Here is a 14,898-nt window from a genome sequence, read left to right as displayed (position 1 = left end):
GAAGCCGAGGGAAGTGACAGCCGCCCTGCCTAGCGTGAGCCGCGCTTGGAAAGACACTTCACGGGGGAAGGAACGGTGTTCACGTGGGCAAGTTGCCACGTCGTCGCATACTGCAGGGAACGGCCGTCGCGGGCGGTGCCGCGGCACTCACCGGACTGGGCGGCACGGCCGCCGCGCGGCCAGGACGGATCCACCCTCCGGTGCCCGGACCGGTCACGGTCGTACCGGCGGATCCCCGGTACGCGAGCATGAACAAGAGCTACAACGGACAGTTCACCCCGCGCCCCGACGCGGTCCGGGCCGTTTACTCGGCCGAGCAGGTCCTCCAGGCCGTCGACGAGGCGGTACGAACGGGGAAGCAGATCGCCGTCCGCAGCGGCGGCCACTGCTACGAGGACTTCGTCACCAACCCCGACGTCAAGATCGTCCTCGATGTCTCGCAGATGAACGAGGTCAGCTTCGACCCCGAGCACCAGGCCTTCGCCGTGGAGACGGGCGCCACCCTGGGCCAGGTCTACAAGAGCCTCTACTACGGCTGGGGCGTCACCATCCCCGGCGGCAGCTGCCCCAGCGTCGGTGCCGGCGGCCACATCGCGGGCGGCGGCTACGGCGCCCTCTCGCGTCGGTACGGCATGGTCGTCGACCACCTCTACGGCGTCGACGTCGTCGTCGTGGACAAGAACGGAAAGGCACGGCGGGTGGTCGCCACCCGGCGCGCCGACGACCCCCACCGTGACCTGTGGTGGGCCCACACCGGTGGAGGCGGCGGCAACTTCGGCGTCGTACTGCGCTATCTCCTGCGCTCCCCGCAGGCCCGTGGCAAGGACCCGTCGACGCTGCTGCCCACCCCGCCCGCCACCGCCCCCGGTCTGGCCGTCACCTGGCAGTGGGCGGACGTCGACGAGCGGGCGTTCACCACCCTCGTCCGCAACCACGGCACCTGGCACGAACGCCACCCGCGGAGCCCGGTCTCCAGCTCCCTGGCGCTGTCCCACCGGGCAGTCGGCCAGTTCCAGCTCCTCGTCGACGTCGACGCCCAGCAGCCCGAAGCCACCCGGCTCATGGACGCCTACGTCAAGGACGTCACGGCCGGAGTCGGCGTCCCCTCCTCCACCACCCGCTCCGACCAGCCCTGGCTCACCGCCACCCTCGGCGCGGAGACCTACGCGGGCGGCACCCCCTTCAAGTCCAAGGCGGGCTTCCTGCGCAGACGCTGGACCGACCGGCAGATCGCCGTCGTGCACAAGTACCTCAACGACGGCGACCAGCGCTGGGGCGCCTCCGTCTACGTCACCTCCTTCGGCGGGACGATCAACACCGTCGCCCCCGACGCGACCGCCTTCCCGCACCGCGACGCACTCTTCAGCGTCTCCTACGACCTGTACTGGGCGGACCCCGCGGACAAGGAGGAGATCAACTGGATCCGCCGCTTCTACCAGGAGGTGTACGCCGACACCGGCGGTGTGCCCGTCCCCGGCGACGCCAACAGCGGCGCTTACGTCAACTACCCGGACGCCGACCTCGCCGACCCGAAGTGGAACACCTCCAAAGTCCCCTGGCACACCCTCTACTACCGCGACAACTACCCCCGGCTCCAGCAGGCCAAGGCCCGCTGGGACCCCAGGAACGTCTTCCACCACGCCTTGTCCGTCCGCCCGCAGGCCTGACCGGGAGAGTCACTGATGGAGCTCATCGGCAGCGGGTTCCTCGCCCGCCACCTGAGGCCCCTGGCCGGTGCCCACCCCGGCGCGACCGTCCTCGCCGCAGGGGTGCCGCGGCACCCGCTGCCGGACTCCGCGCACACACGCGAACACCGGCTCGTGAGCGACACCATCCAGCGCTGCCTCGACCGGGACCACCAGCTCGTCTTCTTCTCCACCGTCTCCATGTACGGCGCCCCCGGCTGCAGCGGACGGGAGGACGAACCGGTGGTTCCGGCGCTCCGCTACGGACAGCACAAACTCGACCTGGAGACGCTGGTCCGCGACTCCGGCGTACGGCACCTGATCCTGCGCCTGGGTTACGTCCTGGGCCCCGGCGAACCGGAGTACCGGCTGCTCTCCGTGCTCGTCCGTCAGCTGCGCGCCGGACAGGTCACCGTCCAGCAGGGCGCCCGCAGGGACATGCTCCATGTCGACGAGTTCGTCGCGGTCCTCGATCTGCTGCTGCGCGCGCGCATCACCGACGAAACCGTCAACGTGGCCTCCGGGGACTGCGCGGAGATCATCGACGTCCTCGACCACCTCGAACTCCGCCTCGGCACCGCGGCCGAGCGCCGGACCGCCGGACACACCGTTTCGCACTGCCCGTCGGTCGCCAAGCTCCACCGGCTCGTGCCCGAGGTGTCGGGTCTGGGATTTCGGTCCGGCTACTTCCGTACCGCCATCGACCGGTACCTCGCAGCGAGCCCGCAGGGCCTCGACTGCCCGGTCGGGCACACACCCCCCTGAGGAAGGACCCCATGATCAGCGAAGTCGGCGTCACGCTCCCGCACCTGGCCGACCTCGGCGCCCCGGTGACCCCGGAGGGACGGCAGCTCCTGGAAGTCCTCGCCCGTCATCTGCCCCGCATCGCCGAGGCCGCCGACGCACACGACCGCCCGGGCACCTTCCCCACCGAGGTGTTCCACGTCCTGCGCGCCGACGGGGTGCTGTCCGCCACCGTGCCGCGCGAGTTCGGCGGGGGAGGGGTGAGCAGCGTCCACGACCTGACCCTGGCGGTCATGCGGGTCGCCGAGGCCGACGCCGCCACCGCGCTCTGCCTGCACATGCAGCTCTGCCGCGGCATCACCATGTCGTACGAGCTGCGCCACGCCACCCCCGCCGGACAGGCCCTCGCCGAACGCGTCCTCCGGCTGATGGGCACCGGCGACGCCCTGATCGGCGGGGCTCTCAAGGACGCCGGGCAGGTCACCGACCTGCGCCCGGACGGCGACGGCGGCTGGCTGCTCGCGGGCCGCAAGATCCTCGTCTCCATGGCCCCGGTCGCCACCCACTTCGTGGTCGCCACCCGCACCCGCCCGGACTCCGGTCCTGCCCGGGGAGCCTCCGCCTTCCTGGAGGCCGGGACCAAAGGCCTCTCCGTCCCCGACAACTGGGACGGCATGGGCATGCGGGCCTCTGCCAGCTCCGAGGTCGTCTTCGACGACTGTCCGGTCCCCGAGGAGGACCTGTTCCTGCGCGGACCCGTCGGCGAGGTCAATCACGCGGCGATGGCCGGCCAGACCGTCAGCTCCATCGGCCTGCTCGGCGTGTACGCGGGCATCGCCCAGTCCGCCCGCGACATCGCCGTCGCCGGTGTCAGGCGCCGCGGTGGCGCTGCGGCCGCCGCGGTCCGCACGCTGGTCGCCGAGCTGGACGTCAAGCTCTACTCCCTGCGCACCGCGCTCGGCGCGGCGCTGCTGCACACCGATCACCACGCGGCGCGGACCGCCGACGACCCGGCCGAGCGCGGATTGCGGATGATCGCCCCGTTCCAGTACGCCAAGCTCGTCGTCAACCGGAACGCGGCTGCCGTCGTCGAGGACTGCATGACCCTCGCCGGTGGGGCTTCCTTCACCGCCGGACACCCCCTGGCCCGCCGCTACCGGGACGTCCGCGCCGGCTGGTTCATGCAGCCCTTCACCTACGCGGACGCCATCGACCATCTGAGCGCCCGTGCCCTGGACCTGGAGTCCTGACGACAGCACGCCGGAACGGACCGAGGGCCCCGGGAGCGCGACGCCTCCCGGGGCCCTCGGACGCCTCACCGGTCAACCGGTGATGAGGGGGAACAACTTCTCGTCGTCCAGCGGCTGTCCCGGCTGCATGTGGGAGAGGTACTCGTCCATGACCCCGGGAAGATAGGTGGTGCCGGCGTCCATGAAGATCACGCCGTGGCCCACCCGCCGCTCCTCGGTGCTGTTGGCCCCGGCCATGTGGATCGTACGGCAATGATGGAACGCCACGTCCCCGGCCCTCAGCGGCACGGTCACCCGCGGCTGCCAGGGATAGTCCGGCCACACCTCCTCGGCCGACTTGAAGTGCTCGAAGCTGGTCATGTGGACCAGGCGTTCCGAGGTCTTGCGCAGGTGCGAGCCCGGGATGTAGCTCAGGCAGCCCCGTTCCACCGGTACGTCGACCAGCGCGATCCAGGCGGTCAGCGTCAGCGACAGGTTGTCCATCGGTAACCCGGCCTCGTCGTCGTGGACCAGGGTCGGCGGCGCCTCGCGGGGTTCCTTCACCAGGACTTCGCTGCTGTAGAGCCGCAGCGGTCCGCCGGCCAGCCGGGCAGCGATGCCGGTGAGGCTCGGATGGAGAGCGAGCCCCCGCAGCGTCTCGTCCTTGCGCCAGGCCTGGGTCACGTAGTTGACCTCGACCTGGCCGCCGTCCTCGCCGCCGGCCCAGATCTCCATGTCACGCTCCAGGATCCGCTCGGCGGCCGCCCGGTAGGTGGTCACTTCCCCCGGCGAGAGCACCTGGGGGACATGGACGAAGCCGTCGTCGCGATAACGGCAGACGGTTTCCTCGGACAGATTCTCGGGCGTGGTCAGCTCGCTCAGGTGCGGCACGTGACGGTCTCCTTGTGGTCAGGCTCCGGCTGGGCGGAGCGCGGTGTCAGGCGATACGGGGCGGGTGAGCGCACCGGTGAACAGGCCCCGGCCGCCGTGCAGTCCTTCGGTGTACTCGACGGTCAGCCCGGCCGCAGTGAACGCCGCTTCGTACTGTTCGCGGGTGAACAGCGTGATCAGATGCGTTTCGCCGAAGTGACGGACACCCGACTCCGCGTCCGCGACGAGGTAGTGCACCTCCATCCGTGACGCGTTCCCGGCGCGCACCGCGTGCGACACCCGGGCCAGCGTCCGGCCCTCCGCGGTGGCGGTGCCGCTCGACACGTAGCCGTCGAGGAAGGTGTCGGGGAACCACCAGGGGTCGATCGCGACCACCCCTCCGGGAAACAGGTGCCGGGCGAACCGGACGAGCGCGGCGTTCAGTTCGGCGGTGTCGGCGAGATAGCCGATCGAGCCGAACATGCAGGTGATCGCGGAGAAGGAGGAGCCGAGCGCGAAGTCGCGCATGTCACCGCCGTGAACGGTCACTCCCGGCAGCCGCCGACGCGCGGCGGCTGCCATCGGCTCCGACATCTCCAAGCCCTCGACGCGGGCGAATTCCTTGCGGAAGTGCTGAAGATGGGCACCGGTGCCGCAGGCCACGTCGAGCAGCGAATCGGCGTCCGGCAGCAGGGCCCGGACCCGCCTGGCGATCTCCTCCGCCTCGCCGTTGTAGTCCTTGCCCTTGCCCTGGTGGAGCAGTTCGTAGATCTCGCTGGCGTCAGCGCCGTACAAAGCGACTCCTCAGTGCCTCATCGCAGCCGCACGCGGCTGTCCTGTCCGTCCCATCGTCCGAACCGGGGCTAGAAGGCCCGCCGAGACCCGTTGGAGGCACAGGGGGTCGAGCCGTCGTCGACATGGCTGCGAGAGCCGGGCGGCACGCTGTTCACCATGACGAGCTGCCGTATCTGCGGCGGCCGACTTCACGAGTTCGGTGATTTCGGCACGCAGCCGCTGTCCAGCGGGTTTCTCGAGCCCGACTACATCGGGGACGAGTACTTCTTCCGGCTCGCACTGGGCGTGTGCGCCTCGTGCAGCATGGTCCAACTCATGGAGGAGGTACCGCGCCATCTGATGTTCAACGGGCACTACCCGTATCTGTCGTCCGGGTCGTCGGTCATGAGGAAGCACTTCGAGCAGACCGCTCAGTACTTCCTGAAGACCGAGCTGACGTCCCCCGATTCACTCGCGGTCGAACTCGGCTGCAACGACGGCATCATGCTCAAGGCCCTCGCCGAGGCCGGTGTACGGCACCTGGGTGTGGAGCCGTCCGAGAGCGTGGCCGACATCGCCCGTAGGCTCGGCATCCGGGTGACGACCGAGTTCTTCCAGGAATCCACCGCCACCGAGATCCGCGAGGCCGAGGGCCCGGCCCAGCTGATCTACGCGGCGAACACCATCTGCCACATCCCGTACATGGACTCGATCTTCCGTGGCGTCGACGCCCTGCTCGCCCCGGACGGAGTCTTTGTCTTCGAGGACCCCTATCTCGCCGACATCATCGAGAAGACCTCCTACGACCAGATCTACGACGAGCACTTCTACTTCTTCAGCGTCACCTCCGTGGCCGCGATGGCCGAACGGTTCGGCTTCGAGCTGGTCAATGCCGAGCGGCTGCAGGTCCACGGCGGCGAGGTCCGTTACACGATCGCCCGCAAGGGCCGGCGTACTCCCGAACCCTCGGTCGCGGACCTGCTCGCCGAGGAGAAGACGAAGCAGCTCACCCAACTGGACACCCTGAAGGCGTTCTTCGGGAAGGTCGAGCAGTCCCGCGACGATCTGGTGACCCTGCTGAAGAAACTCAAGGCGGAGGGGCGCACGGTCGTCGGGTACGGCGCCACCGCGAAGAGCGCCACCGTGGCCAACTACTGCGGCATCGGCCCCGACCTGGTGTCCTTCGTCTCCGACACCACGCCGAACAAGCAGGGGCGGCTCACCCCCGGCTCGCACATTCCGGTGCGTCCGCGCGAGGCGTTCGAGAACCCGTATCCCGACTACGCGCTGCTCTTCGCCTGGAACCACTCCGAGGAGATCATCGCGAAGGAGACCCGGTTCCGGGAGGTGGGCGGGAAGTGGATCCTCTACATCCCGCACGTCCGCGTGGTCTGAGCACCTGGTTCCGTACGGGACACCTGGATCAGTACGGGGACGAGCGTGCGCACGGAGGGACCGCTCCCTCTCCGCACGCACGCTCGTGGTGGTCGGAACGCCTGGTGCTCAGAACACGGCGATGTGTCCACTGCCCTGGTGGACATGGCTGTCGACGAGGACAGGCCGCACGTGTCCGCCCCGCTCGGCAGGGTGTCCGCGCTGGTCCCCGGGCCCGCCGCGCGGGTTCGGGGCGAGCGTGGCGTCGAGCCGCGACCGGGCGTACTTCCAGGTCAGTGGTGGGTAGGCGAAGTGGGCGTCGTGGTGGTCGTAGCGGACGATCCGGATCAGATAGCTGTTGACGAAGCGGTTGAGCACGCGCTCCACCATCGGGAGCTCCCAGCCCAGGAGCCGGGCCGCGGCGTCCGCGGTGAACGCATCGGCCGGGAGCATGCTGAGCAGCCGGAAGACGGCCTGTTCGGAGCGGGTGAGCCGGCCGTACGCGGCGTCGAAGCCGGCCTTCACGTCGAGATCGCCGAGGCGCAGTTCGGCCAGGAAGTCCCGGGAGCGGGCCAGTTGGTCGGCGACGCGGGTCAGCGGCAGACCCGGCATGGCGGCCAGTCGGCCCCCGATGCACCGCAACGCGAGCGGCAGGGCACCGCCCAGCGCCACCAGTCGGTCGGCGGCCTCCGGTTCCTTCTCCAGCCGCTGCCGCCCGATCAGGGAGGCCAACAGGTCGAGGCCCTGCGGGTATTCGAGGGCTTCGAGGTCGACGTGCTGCGCTCCGGCCAGACCGTGCAGCCGCTGCCGACTGGTCAGGATCACGGCGCACTGTGCGCCGCCCGGCAGCAGCGGGCGCACATCCGCCGGCGACGAGGCGTCGTCGAGGACGAGCAGCAGGCGCTGGGGGGCCGTCGTCGACCGCAGCAGCTTGCTGCGCTCCTCCAGGCTCTCCGGTATCAGGGTGTCCTGCACCCCCAGGGAGCGAAGGATCTCGTGGAGGACTTCTCTGATGTCCCTGGGGGCAGCCGAGGATCCGTCCAGTTGGACATGGAGCTGACCGTCCTGGAACCGGTGGCGCAGTCGGTGGGCCAGATGGACCGCGAGGGCCGTCTTGCCCACCCCGGGCATGCCCGCGATCACCACGACCCGGCTCGCCGTGCCGTGCGGCTCGGCGGGGGTCAGATGTGTGCCGATTCTCTCGATGAGGGGGGCGCGTCCGGTGAAGTCGGCGACGTCGGCGGGGAGTTCGGCCGGGACGGTGAGCGGCGTCCCCGTGCCCTCCGCCGGCCCGCAGGCCGGTGCGGCCCGGGTTGCGGGCTCGGGTCTGCGCTCCGGCTCCTGGCCCGGTGACCGGGGCGGGGCGGCGACGGCGTGCCGCGCCCCGGCGCCGGGGGAATCACCTGGGGCCTTCTCGGCCGCGTGTCGCGCGGCACCCGAGGGCGGGGCGAGCCGGACGGCCTGCCGGGCCTCGAGCGGTGGACCGATGGGGGCGTCCGCGAGCAGCGCCTGGTGGAGTTGACGCAGTTCCTCACCGGGTTCGAGGCCCAGGTCCTCGATCATGTTGCGCCGCAGCAGCCGGAAGATCTCCAGCGCCTCGTGGCGCCGTCCCGACCGGTGCAGCGCGATCATGAGGGACGCATGAAGGTGCTCGTGCAGAGGGTGGGTGAGCACGAGCGATTTCAGTTCGCTCACCAATTCCCGGTGGTGGCCGAGCCGAAGGTCTGCCTCTATGCGCAGTTCCAGTGTGCGGGACCTGAATTCCTCGAGTCGTGTGGCGTACGAGGAAAGGAGTCCGCCCTGGTCCACGTCGACCAAGGCCGGCGCCCGCCAGGTGGAGAGCGCCTCCGTCAGGATCTCCCGGGCGCGGGCCGGATTTCCGCTCTCCAGTGAAGCCTGCCCTTCGCTCGCCGCGTGCTCGACCCGGTGCAGGTCGATGGAAGAGTCGGGTATTTCGAGTACATAGCCGCCGGGCCGCGTATGGAGAAGTTCTTTTCCGTCGTGGCACATCAGAATCTTGCGGAGCTTGTACACATACGTTTGGAGAGTGGTGAGTGCGCTTACGGGCGGGCCACCCTCCCACAATTCATCAATTAATTCGGTGGTTTGCACCACCGCGTTGCGCCGCATGATCAAGAGGGCGATGACTTGCCGAGGTTTGGGTGCCGTTGGTGCGACGTTCTGCCCTTTGTCGAGCATTTCTAAAGGTCCGAGAACCCGGAATTCCATGAAATCCCCCAGTTGCTCAGCAGTTGGGTCGAACTGCCGTCGGAAACTAGTTTACGACCTTATGCTTCCAGTAAAGGCTTTGTCAACGACATCCTAGGGTAAGGTCAACGGTCGGTAAATTGGTTGACGTGTGAACGTCCGACCGGTTTCTTCCCGATTGACCTGTGTGAGCAGGTGATGAGGAAATGAGGCCGTCATCGTCGAAATTCAGCCGAAAGGCGTTTGAGGGTGGGGATGATGTCGGCGGGGGCAGGCGTGGCCAGCATCTCGCTGCGGACCCTGGCCGTACCGGCCGCGAACGACGGCTCCTCCAGCACCCGCCGCACCAGGGCGCGGAGTTCGACGGCCGTGAAGCACTGCGGATCGGCCACCGCCAGGCCGGCGCCCGCCGCGACGAGTCGTTCGGCCTTGCGAGCCGCGTCCCACAGCGGATCCGGGACCAAGACCTGCGGAACCCCGTGGTGCAGGGCGGTGTGCATCGTCCCCGCGCCGGCATGGCTGACTACCACCGCGCACGACGGCAGCAGGGAGTCCAGCGGAACGAATCCCACCGCTCGTACGTTCTGCGGCAGCTCCATGCCCAGGGAGGCCACTTGGTCCTCGTTCAGGGTGGCGACCACCTCGACGTCGAGTTCGGCGACCGCGGTGAGGATCTCGCCGACGGAAGCCCGGTGCGCACCGAACACCTCCTGCTGGGAAACGCCCAGCGTCACACAGATCCGCGGCCTGGCCGGCCGCTCGTGGACCCACGACGGCATGACGGACGGCCCGTTGTACGGCACGTACCGTACGGGTACCCGCGGGCCCGGCACGGGGAGCGCCAGCGAGGTCGGCATCGGGTCGACCGTCCACTGGCCGACCACCGCCTCCTCGGAGAAGGCGCAGCCATACGCGTCGAGCGTCCAGCCCAGCCAGTCGGCCAGCGGATCGTCCCGCAACAGCGGATGCCGGGAGGCGAGGGCCTCCCGGTAGTGCCGGCGCATCCACCCGATCAGATCCAGGCCGAACAGCAGCCGGGCATGGGCGGCGCCGGACGCCATGGCGGCGACCGGACCCGCGAAGGTCATCGTGTCCCACACCACCAGGTCGGGCCGCCACCAGCGGGCGAACCGCACCAGATCGTCGATCATGCCCGGATCGGACTGGGAGGGGAACGCCCCCAGGGCCAGCACGAGTTGCTTGGCGTGCATGTCGGTGTAGGACATCCGCTCGGGGCGGGTCTCGCTGATGTCCGTCAGCGAGAGGTAGTCGAGCGTCTCAGGGCCGGACCCGCCGGACTCCAGCGCGTCGGCCCGGCGCTCGTCCAGCTCCTGGACGAGCGCCTCCTGGGCGAGCGGCTCGCCGACCGGGACGGCAGGGAGGCCGGCCCGCCGGATGTGCTCCACCGCGTCGGGCTGGCTGGTCATACGTACCTCGTGCCCGGCCGCGCGCAGCGCCCACGCCAGCGGGACCTGTGTGTGGACGTGGGTCGCGGCGGCGAGAGTGGTGAACAGGACACGCATGACACTGCCTTCCGGTTCGGCGTTCAGCCGCGTGCGACGCCCTCGGCGTATTCCTTCGCATGCAGCATGGTGACGGTGCTGTTGCGGCCGAGCGCGTCGCGGACGAAGGTCCGAGCCTCGGCGACACCGGCGTCCGCGCCGAGGATTTCGGGAATCGCCCCGGGGTTGACGACGACGGTGTGCGTACTGGTGACCAGCGTGTCCGGGCCGTCCTCCCGGACGGTCCACTCACCGGTGTGCGCGGACATCAGCGCGGGTGTCAGCAACTGCTTGTAGACGATCCGGTCGTACGGGAAGCAGACCCGCACCGACTTCGTGGTGTGCGTCGATCCGTCCGCCGTCCTGGTGTCCATCTCCAGGGTCTGCAACCCGGGCGTATCCTCGGTGAGTTCGACCCGGCCCACATGAGGCAGCCGCCGGGGCCACTCGTCCGCCCGGTCGAGGAAGTCGTACACGTCCTTGGCGGCGCCGGCCACCCGTACCGTGTCCGAGAACGTCAGCAACAGATCGGCCCGCTGCTCCCGCTGTTCGGCCGCGTCGCGCAGGGCGGCCAGCTCCTTGTCGCTGTTGCGGTTCACCGCCTGCCGGATCCACTCCGTGGACGCGGGATCGTCGTCCACCGCGCGGAAGTCGTGCAGCAGCCGTACCAGCGTCCCGCCCCCGGGCAGCGGCTCGATCACCCACTCGCCGCCCATCGCGGCCACCGGCGCCTGGGACATCTCCTGACGGAAGCGGACCCGCAGGCTCTTCAGGTCCAGCTCACGGCGTGACGTCCAGCCCTTCACCGCGCCGTTGGCGGTCGCCCAGAGACGGATCCGCTCGGTGTCCCCGCTCCGCTCGATCTGCTCCGCGTGCACCGTGGGCGGGAAGATCACGGGCCACTGGCCCACGTTCTCGATCAGCCCGAACACCACATCGGCGGCGGCCGCCACCGTGATCGTGTGCTCGGTCTCGTGCGTCACCGGCTGTGCCATGGTCTCCGTCTCCCTCGGTCCTTGGTCAGTAATTGCCGAGCCCGCCGCAGACATTGAGCGCCTGCGCGGTGATCGACGCCGACGTGTCCGTGACCAGATAGCCGACCAGGCCCGCCACCTCCTGCGGCGTGGAGTACCGCCCCAGCGGGATCTTCGCCTCGAACCTGTTCAACACCTCCTCCTCGGACGTCTCCCAGAACGCCGCGTACCCCTGCCGCACACGCTGTGCCATCGGCGTCTCGACATAGCCGGGGCAGACGGCGTTCACGGTCACCCCCGACTTGGCCAGCTCCAGACCCAGTGCCTTGGTGAAGCCGACGACACCGTGCTTGGAGGCGGAGTACGGCGCCCCGAACATCACGCCCTGCTTGCCACCGGTGGAGGCGATGTTGATGATCCGGCCGCTGGCGCACTCCAGCATCCCGCCCTCGGTGAGCACCGCCCTCGTCATCCGGAAGACACCGTCGAGATTGGTCTCCATCACCTCGCGCCACAACTCGTCAGTGATCTCGGCGGTCGTGCCGCCGCCGCTGCGGCCCGCGTTGTTCACCAGCACGCCGACCGGCCCGTACCGCTCCACCGCGGCCTTCACGAAGGCGTCGATCTCCTCCGTGGAACGGATGTCGCAGGTCCGCCCGTCGACCTCGTACCCCTCCTTGCGCAGCCGCTCCACCGTCGCGCCGACGTTGTCCTTGTCGCGGGCGCAGAGGAACACCCGGTGGCCGCGCTCGGCCAGCAGGGTCGCCACCGCCTCACCTATTCCGCTGGTCGCGCCCGTCACCACGGCCACGCCTCGATCTTGGTTCGTCATGCCCTTCCTCTCGCCAGAGTTCTGGCGGCCCAGGCTGCCAGCGAGCGCTCGTAGCGCACTGGACATGGGCGAGTGCGACGTTCCGCGCTCGCCCACTGATCGTCGAGAGGCCTGCGAGAGCGAGGGCGCACACTCACCGGGCAACGGCCGTGAGCAAGGGCCGGCCGGCGACCGACTCCGGGAGAAACCCCACGTGACGAGTTCCAGCAGGCAGCACGACGGCACCCCCATGGACGCCCTGATCAGCATGTGCGACCTGGTGACCCCCATGGCGCTGCGGGTCGCGGCCACGCTGCGGCTGACCGACCACATGCTGTCCGGCGCCACCACGGCCGACGCCCTGGCCGAGGCCACAGGAAACGACAGCGGCGCACTGCACCGGCTCGTCCGCCACCTTGCCGCCGTCGGGGTGTACCGGGAGACCGAACCCGGCACGTTCGTCCCCACCGACGTCGGACTGCTGCTCGCCGACGACCATCCCGTCCAGCAGCGGCACTGGCTTGCCCTCGACGAGCCGATCGGCCGCGCCGACCTCGCCTTCACCCAGCTCCTGGAGGCCGTCAGGACCGGCCGCCCCACCTACGAAGCGCTGTACGGACGCCCGTTCTGGGACGACCTGTCGGCCGTGCCCGAGCTCGGCGAGTCCTTCGACCGGCTGATGGCCACGGAGGAGGAAGCCGTCCACGCCGCACCCATCGCCGCCTACGACTGGAGCGGGGTGCGCCACGTCCTCGACGTCGGCGGCGCCCCCGGCGGCTTCCTCCAGTCGGTCGTCCGCAGCGCACCCCACATCCGCGGCACCGTGCTCGACCTGCCGGGCCCGGCCGACCGCACCCGCGAACGGCTCACCGCCGCCGACCCGGACACGCCCATCGACGTCGTCGGCGGCGACTTCTTCGACGAACTGCCGGTATCGGCCGACCTGGTGCTGCTCTCCATGGTCCTGCTCAACTGGCAGGACGAGGAAGCCCGGCGCATCCTCATACGCTGCCGGGAAGCCCTGGAGCCAGGCGGTCGCATCCTGCTGCGCGAACGCGCCGAACCCCGCAAGGACTCGGTGGTCTCCACCTCCGACCGCTACTTCAGCGTTCTGGACATGCGCATGCTGGTCTTCCTCGGCGGCCGGGTCCGCACCGACGAGGAGTGGACCGCGCTCGCCGCGTCCGCCGGCCTCGCCGTCACCTCGCTGGTGTCGCCCATCAGCTCGCCCGTCGTCCCCTTCGACTTCTGCCTCATCGAAATGAGCCCCGTATGACCGAGCGCATCGCGTTGTCCAGGGACGTCCGGCTGTGGAGCGAGGCCCTCGGCGACCCCGAAGGCCCGCCCCTGCTCCTGATCGCAGGCGGCAACCAGTCCTCCCGGGCCTGGCCGCGCGACTTCGTCGACCTGCTGACCGCGGCCGGACACCGGGTGATCCGCTACGACCACCGTGACACCGGCCGCTCCACCACCCGAGACTTCGCCGAACATCCCTATGGATACGCGGAGTTGACCGCCGACGCCATCGCCGTTCTGGACGCCCACGGCGTCGCCGCCGCCCATGTGGTCACCATGTCCATGGGTACGATCACGGGTCAGCTCCTCGCCCTCGACCACCCCGGTCGGCTGCTCAGCCTGACCTTGATGCTCGGTGGCGGACTCGACATCGACTTCGACGGCAACATCGAGCGGCTCTTCAAGGGGGAGCCGTCCGTGGACGGTCTCCCCCTGCCGGGACAGGCCCTGCTCGACGTGCTCGCCCTGATGTCCGAGCCCGTCGACGGCCCCGACGCCGAGATCGAACGCCGCGTCGAGCGGGCCCGGATCTTCTCCGGCGACCAGATACCCTCCGACCCGGCCGAGTTCCGCCGCTGGGAACGGGAAGCCGCCGACCACGCCGGTACCGCCGTCGAACCGACCGCCCACCACATGCTCGGCTCCCATCCACGGGAACGCACCCCCGAACTCGCCGGGGTCCGCGTGCCCACCCAGGTCGTACAGGCCCTCAACGACCCCATCGCCCCGCCCCCGCACGGCCGCCACCTGGCAGAACTGATCCCGGGCGCCACCCTCGTGGAGATCCCCGGCATGGGCCACGCCCTCCCCGGCTCCGTCCACGCCGTGCTCACCGAGGCGATCACCACCCACGTCCGGGGCTCCAGCCCCCGTCTCCGAGGAGAGCAATGACCTTGTCACCCGCCGACAACAAACGCCGTGCCCTGGACATGGTCGCCGCCTGGAACCGCGGTGAACCCGACGGTGTCATCGCCTACTGGGCACCCGACGCGGTCCATTACGACGAGGACGGCCGGCCCATGCCCGCCGAACAGATCGCGGACATCATGCGCGGCTCCCTGGACTCCTTCCCCGACCTCCACCTGGAGGCGAAGAGCATCGTCGCCGAGGAAGACCGCGTCATGCTCCGGATCACCGTCACCGCCACCCACACAGGCGACTTCATGGGCGTACCCGCCACCGGGAAGCCGGTCACCTGGCACTACCTGGAGGAACTGCGTTTCAACGACCGGGGCCAGGTCGTCGAACACTGGGACGTCATGAACTTCTCGCCCCTCTTCCGCGCGCTCGGGCACGTCCCCGACGGCCTCTGACCCGCGGGCTCGGAACGCACCAAGAGGTCACGACGTCCGCCGGACGGTCACATACCGATTTTCACGCCCACAGGGTGTCGCCGTCAGGCGACCGGATTACTGACCCGCCCCGCGCACG

At 69.6% G+C, this 14,898-nt stretch carries 13 protein-coding genes; 7 read left to right on the top strand and 6 right to left on the bottom strand.

Features of this window, described 5'->3' with window-relative positions; translation table 11 throughout:
• Positions 1–83 precede the first annotated feature (83 nt).
• The 3 genes from ACYVO6_RS47840 to ACYVO6_RS47830 are packed head-to-tail and all read left to right on the top strand — an operon-like array spanning position 84 to position 3,679.
• Positions 84–1,667 carry an FAD-binding oxidoreductase gene (locus ACYVO6_RS47840; protein ID WP_461073029.1) on the top strand — a complete coding sequence of 528 codons (1,584 nt, stop codon included), beginning with the start codon at positions 84–86 and terminating at the stop codon, positions 1,665–1,667.
• Between the two features lie 15 nt (positions 1,668–1,682).
• Positions 1,683–2,450 (top strand): NAD-dependent epimerase/dehydratase family protein, encoded by a 768-nt coding sequence (locus ACYVO6_RS47835; RefSeq protein ID WP_461073028.1) that lies wholly within the window; start codon positions 1,683–1,685, stop codon positions 2,448–2,450.
• An 11-nt stretch (positions 2,451–2,461) separates the two neighbouring features.
• On the top strand, positions 2,462–3,679 hold the full coding sequence (locus ACYVO6_RS47830; RefSeq protein ID WP_461073026.1) for an acyl-CoA dehydrogenase family protein: 1,218 nt from the start codon (positions 2,462–2,464) through the stop codon (positions 3,677–3,679).
• A 72-nt stretch (positions 3,680–3,751) separates the two neighbouring features.
• On the opposite strand, the gene ACYVO6_RS47825 is transcribed toward ACYVO6_RS47830, so the two are convergent.
• Together ACYVO6_RS47825 and ACYVO6_RS47820 are read right to left on the bottom strand one after the other, a co-directional pair.
• Positions 3,752–4,549, bottom strand: coding sequence for a phytanoyl-CoA dioxygenase family protein (locus tag ACYVO6_RS47825; protein WP_461073025.1), 798 nt, complete (start codon positions 4,547–4,549; stop codon positions 3,752–3,754).
• A gap of 18 nt (positions 4,550–4,567) precedes the next feature.
• Positions 4,568–5,323, bottom strand: a complete 756-nt coding sequence (locus ACYVO6_RS47820; protein WP_461073024.1) for a class I SAM-dependent DNA methyltransferase — start codon at positions 5,321–5,323, stop codon at positions 4,568–4,570.
• A 156-nt stretch (positions 5,324–5,479) separates the two neighbouring features.
• Between ACYVO6_RS47820 and ACYVO6_RS47815 the strand changes: the two genes are divergently transcribed.
• Positions 5,480–6,697, top strand: coding sequence for a methyltransferase domain-containing protein (locus ACYVO6_RS47815; RefSeq protein WP_461073022.1), 1,218 nt, complete (start codon positions 5,480–5,482; stop codon positions 6,695–6,697).
• A 108-nt stretch (positions 6,698–6,805) separates the two neighbouring features.
• Here ACYVO6_RS47815 and ACYVO6_RS47810 read toward each other — a convergent pair whose 3' ends face one another.
• The 4 genes from ACYVO6_RS47810 to fabG form a co-directional block, all read right to left on the bottom strand.
• A complete protein-coding gene (locus tag ACYVO6_RS47810) occupies positions 6,806–8,875 on the bottom strand; it encodes an AfsR/SARP family transcriptional regulator (protein ID WP_461073021.1) in 2,070 nt (689 codons plus the stop codon).
• A gap of 224 nt (positions 8,876–9,099) precedes the next feature.
• Positions 9,100–10,407: an activator-dependent family glycosyltransferase gene (locus ACYVO6_RS47805; RefSeq protein ID WP_461073020.1), complete on the bottom strand. Its 1,308-nt coding sequence runs from the start codon at positions 10,405–10,407 to the stop codon at positions 9,100–9,102.
• A 23-nt stretch (positions 10,408–10,430) separates the two neighbouring features.
• Entirely contained in the window at positions 10,431–11,381 is a 951-nt protein-coding gene (locus ACYVO6_RS47800) for an aromatase/cyclase (protein WP_461073019.1), read from the bottom strand.
• Between the two features lie 25 nt (positions 11,382–11,406).
• Entirely contained in the window at positions 11,407–12,192 is a 786-nt protein-coding gene (fabG, locus tag ACYVO6_RS47795) for a 3-oxoacyl-ACP reductase FabG (protein ID WP_461073018.1), read from the bottom strand.
• Positions 12,193–12,385: 193 nt separating this feature from the next.
• Between fabG and ACYVO6_RS47790 the strand changes: the two genes are divergently transcribed.
• From ACYVO6_RS47790 to ACYVO6_RS47780, 3 genes are read left to right on the top strand one after another with little or no spacing between them, the layout of a single operon-like run.
• Entirely contained in the window at positions 12,386–13,447 is a 1,062-nt protein-coding gene (locus tag ACYVO6_RS47790; RefSeq protein WP_461073017.1) for a methyltransferase, read from the top strand.
• The gene (locus ACYVO6_RS47785) at positions 13,444–14,358 is read left to right on the top strand and encodes an alpha/beta fold hydrolase (RefSeq protein ID WP_461073016.1); all 915 of its coding nucleotides are present in this window, start codon (positions 13,444–13,446) and stop codon (positions 14,356–14,358) included. The genes ACYVO6_RS47790 and ACYVO6_RS47785 overlap by 4 nt, the downstream gene beginning before the upstream one ends.
• The gene (locus ACYVO6_RS47780) at positions 14,355–14,780 is read left to right on the top strand and encodes an ester cyclase (RefSeq protein WP_461073015.1); all 426 of its coding nucleotides are present in this window, start codon (positions 14,355–14,357) and stop codon (positions 14,778–14,780) included. Before ACYVO6_RS47785 ends, ACYVO6_RS47780 begins: the two co-directional genes overlap by 4 nt.
• Positions 14,781–14,898 lie beyond the last annotated feature (118 nt).

This window comes from Streptomyces pseudoechinosporeus, assembly GCF_054783935.1.
This window is presented reverse-complemented; position numbering and strand designations above follow the sequence as displayed.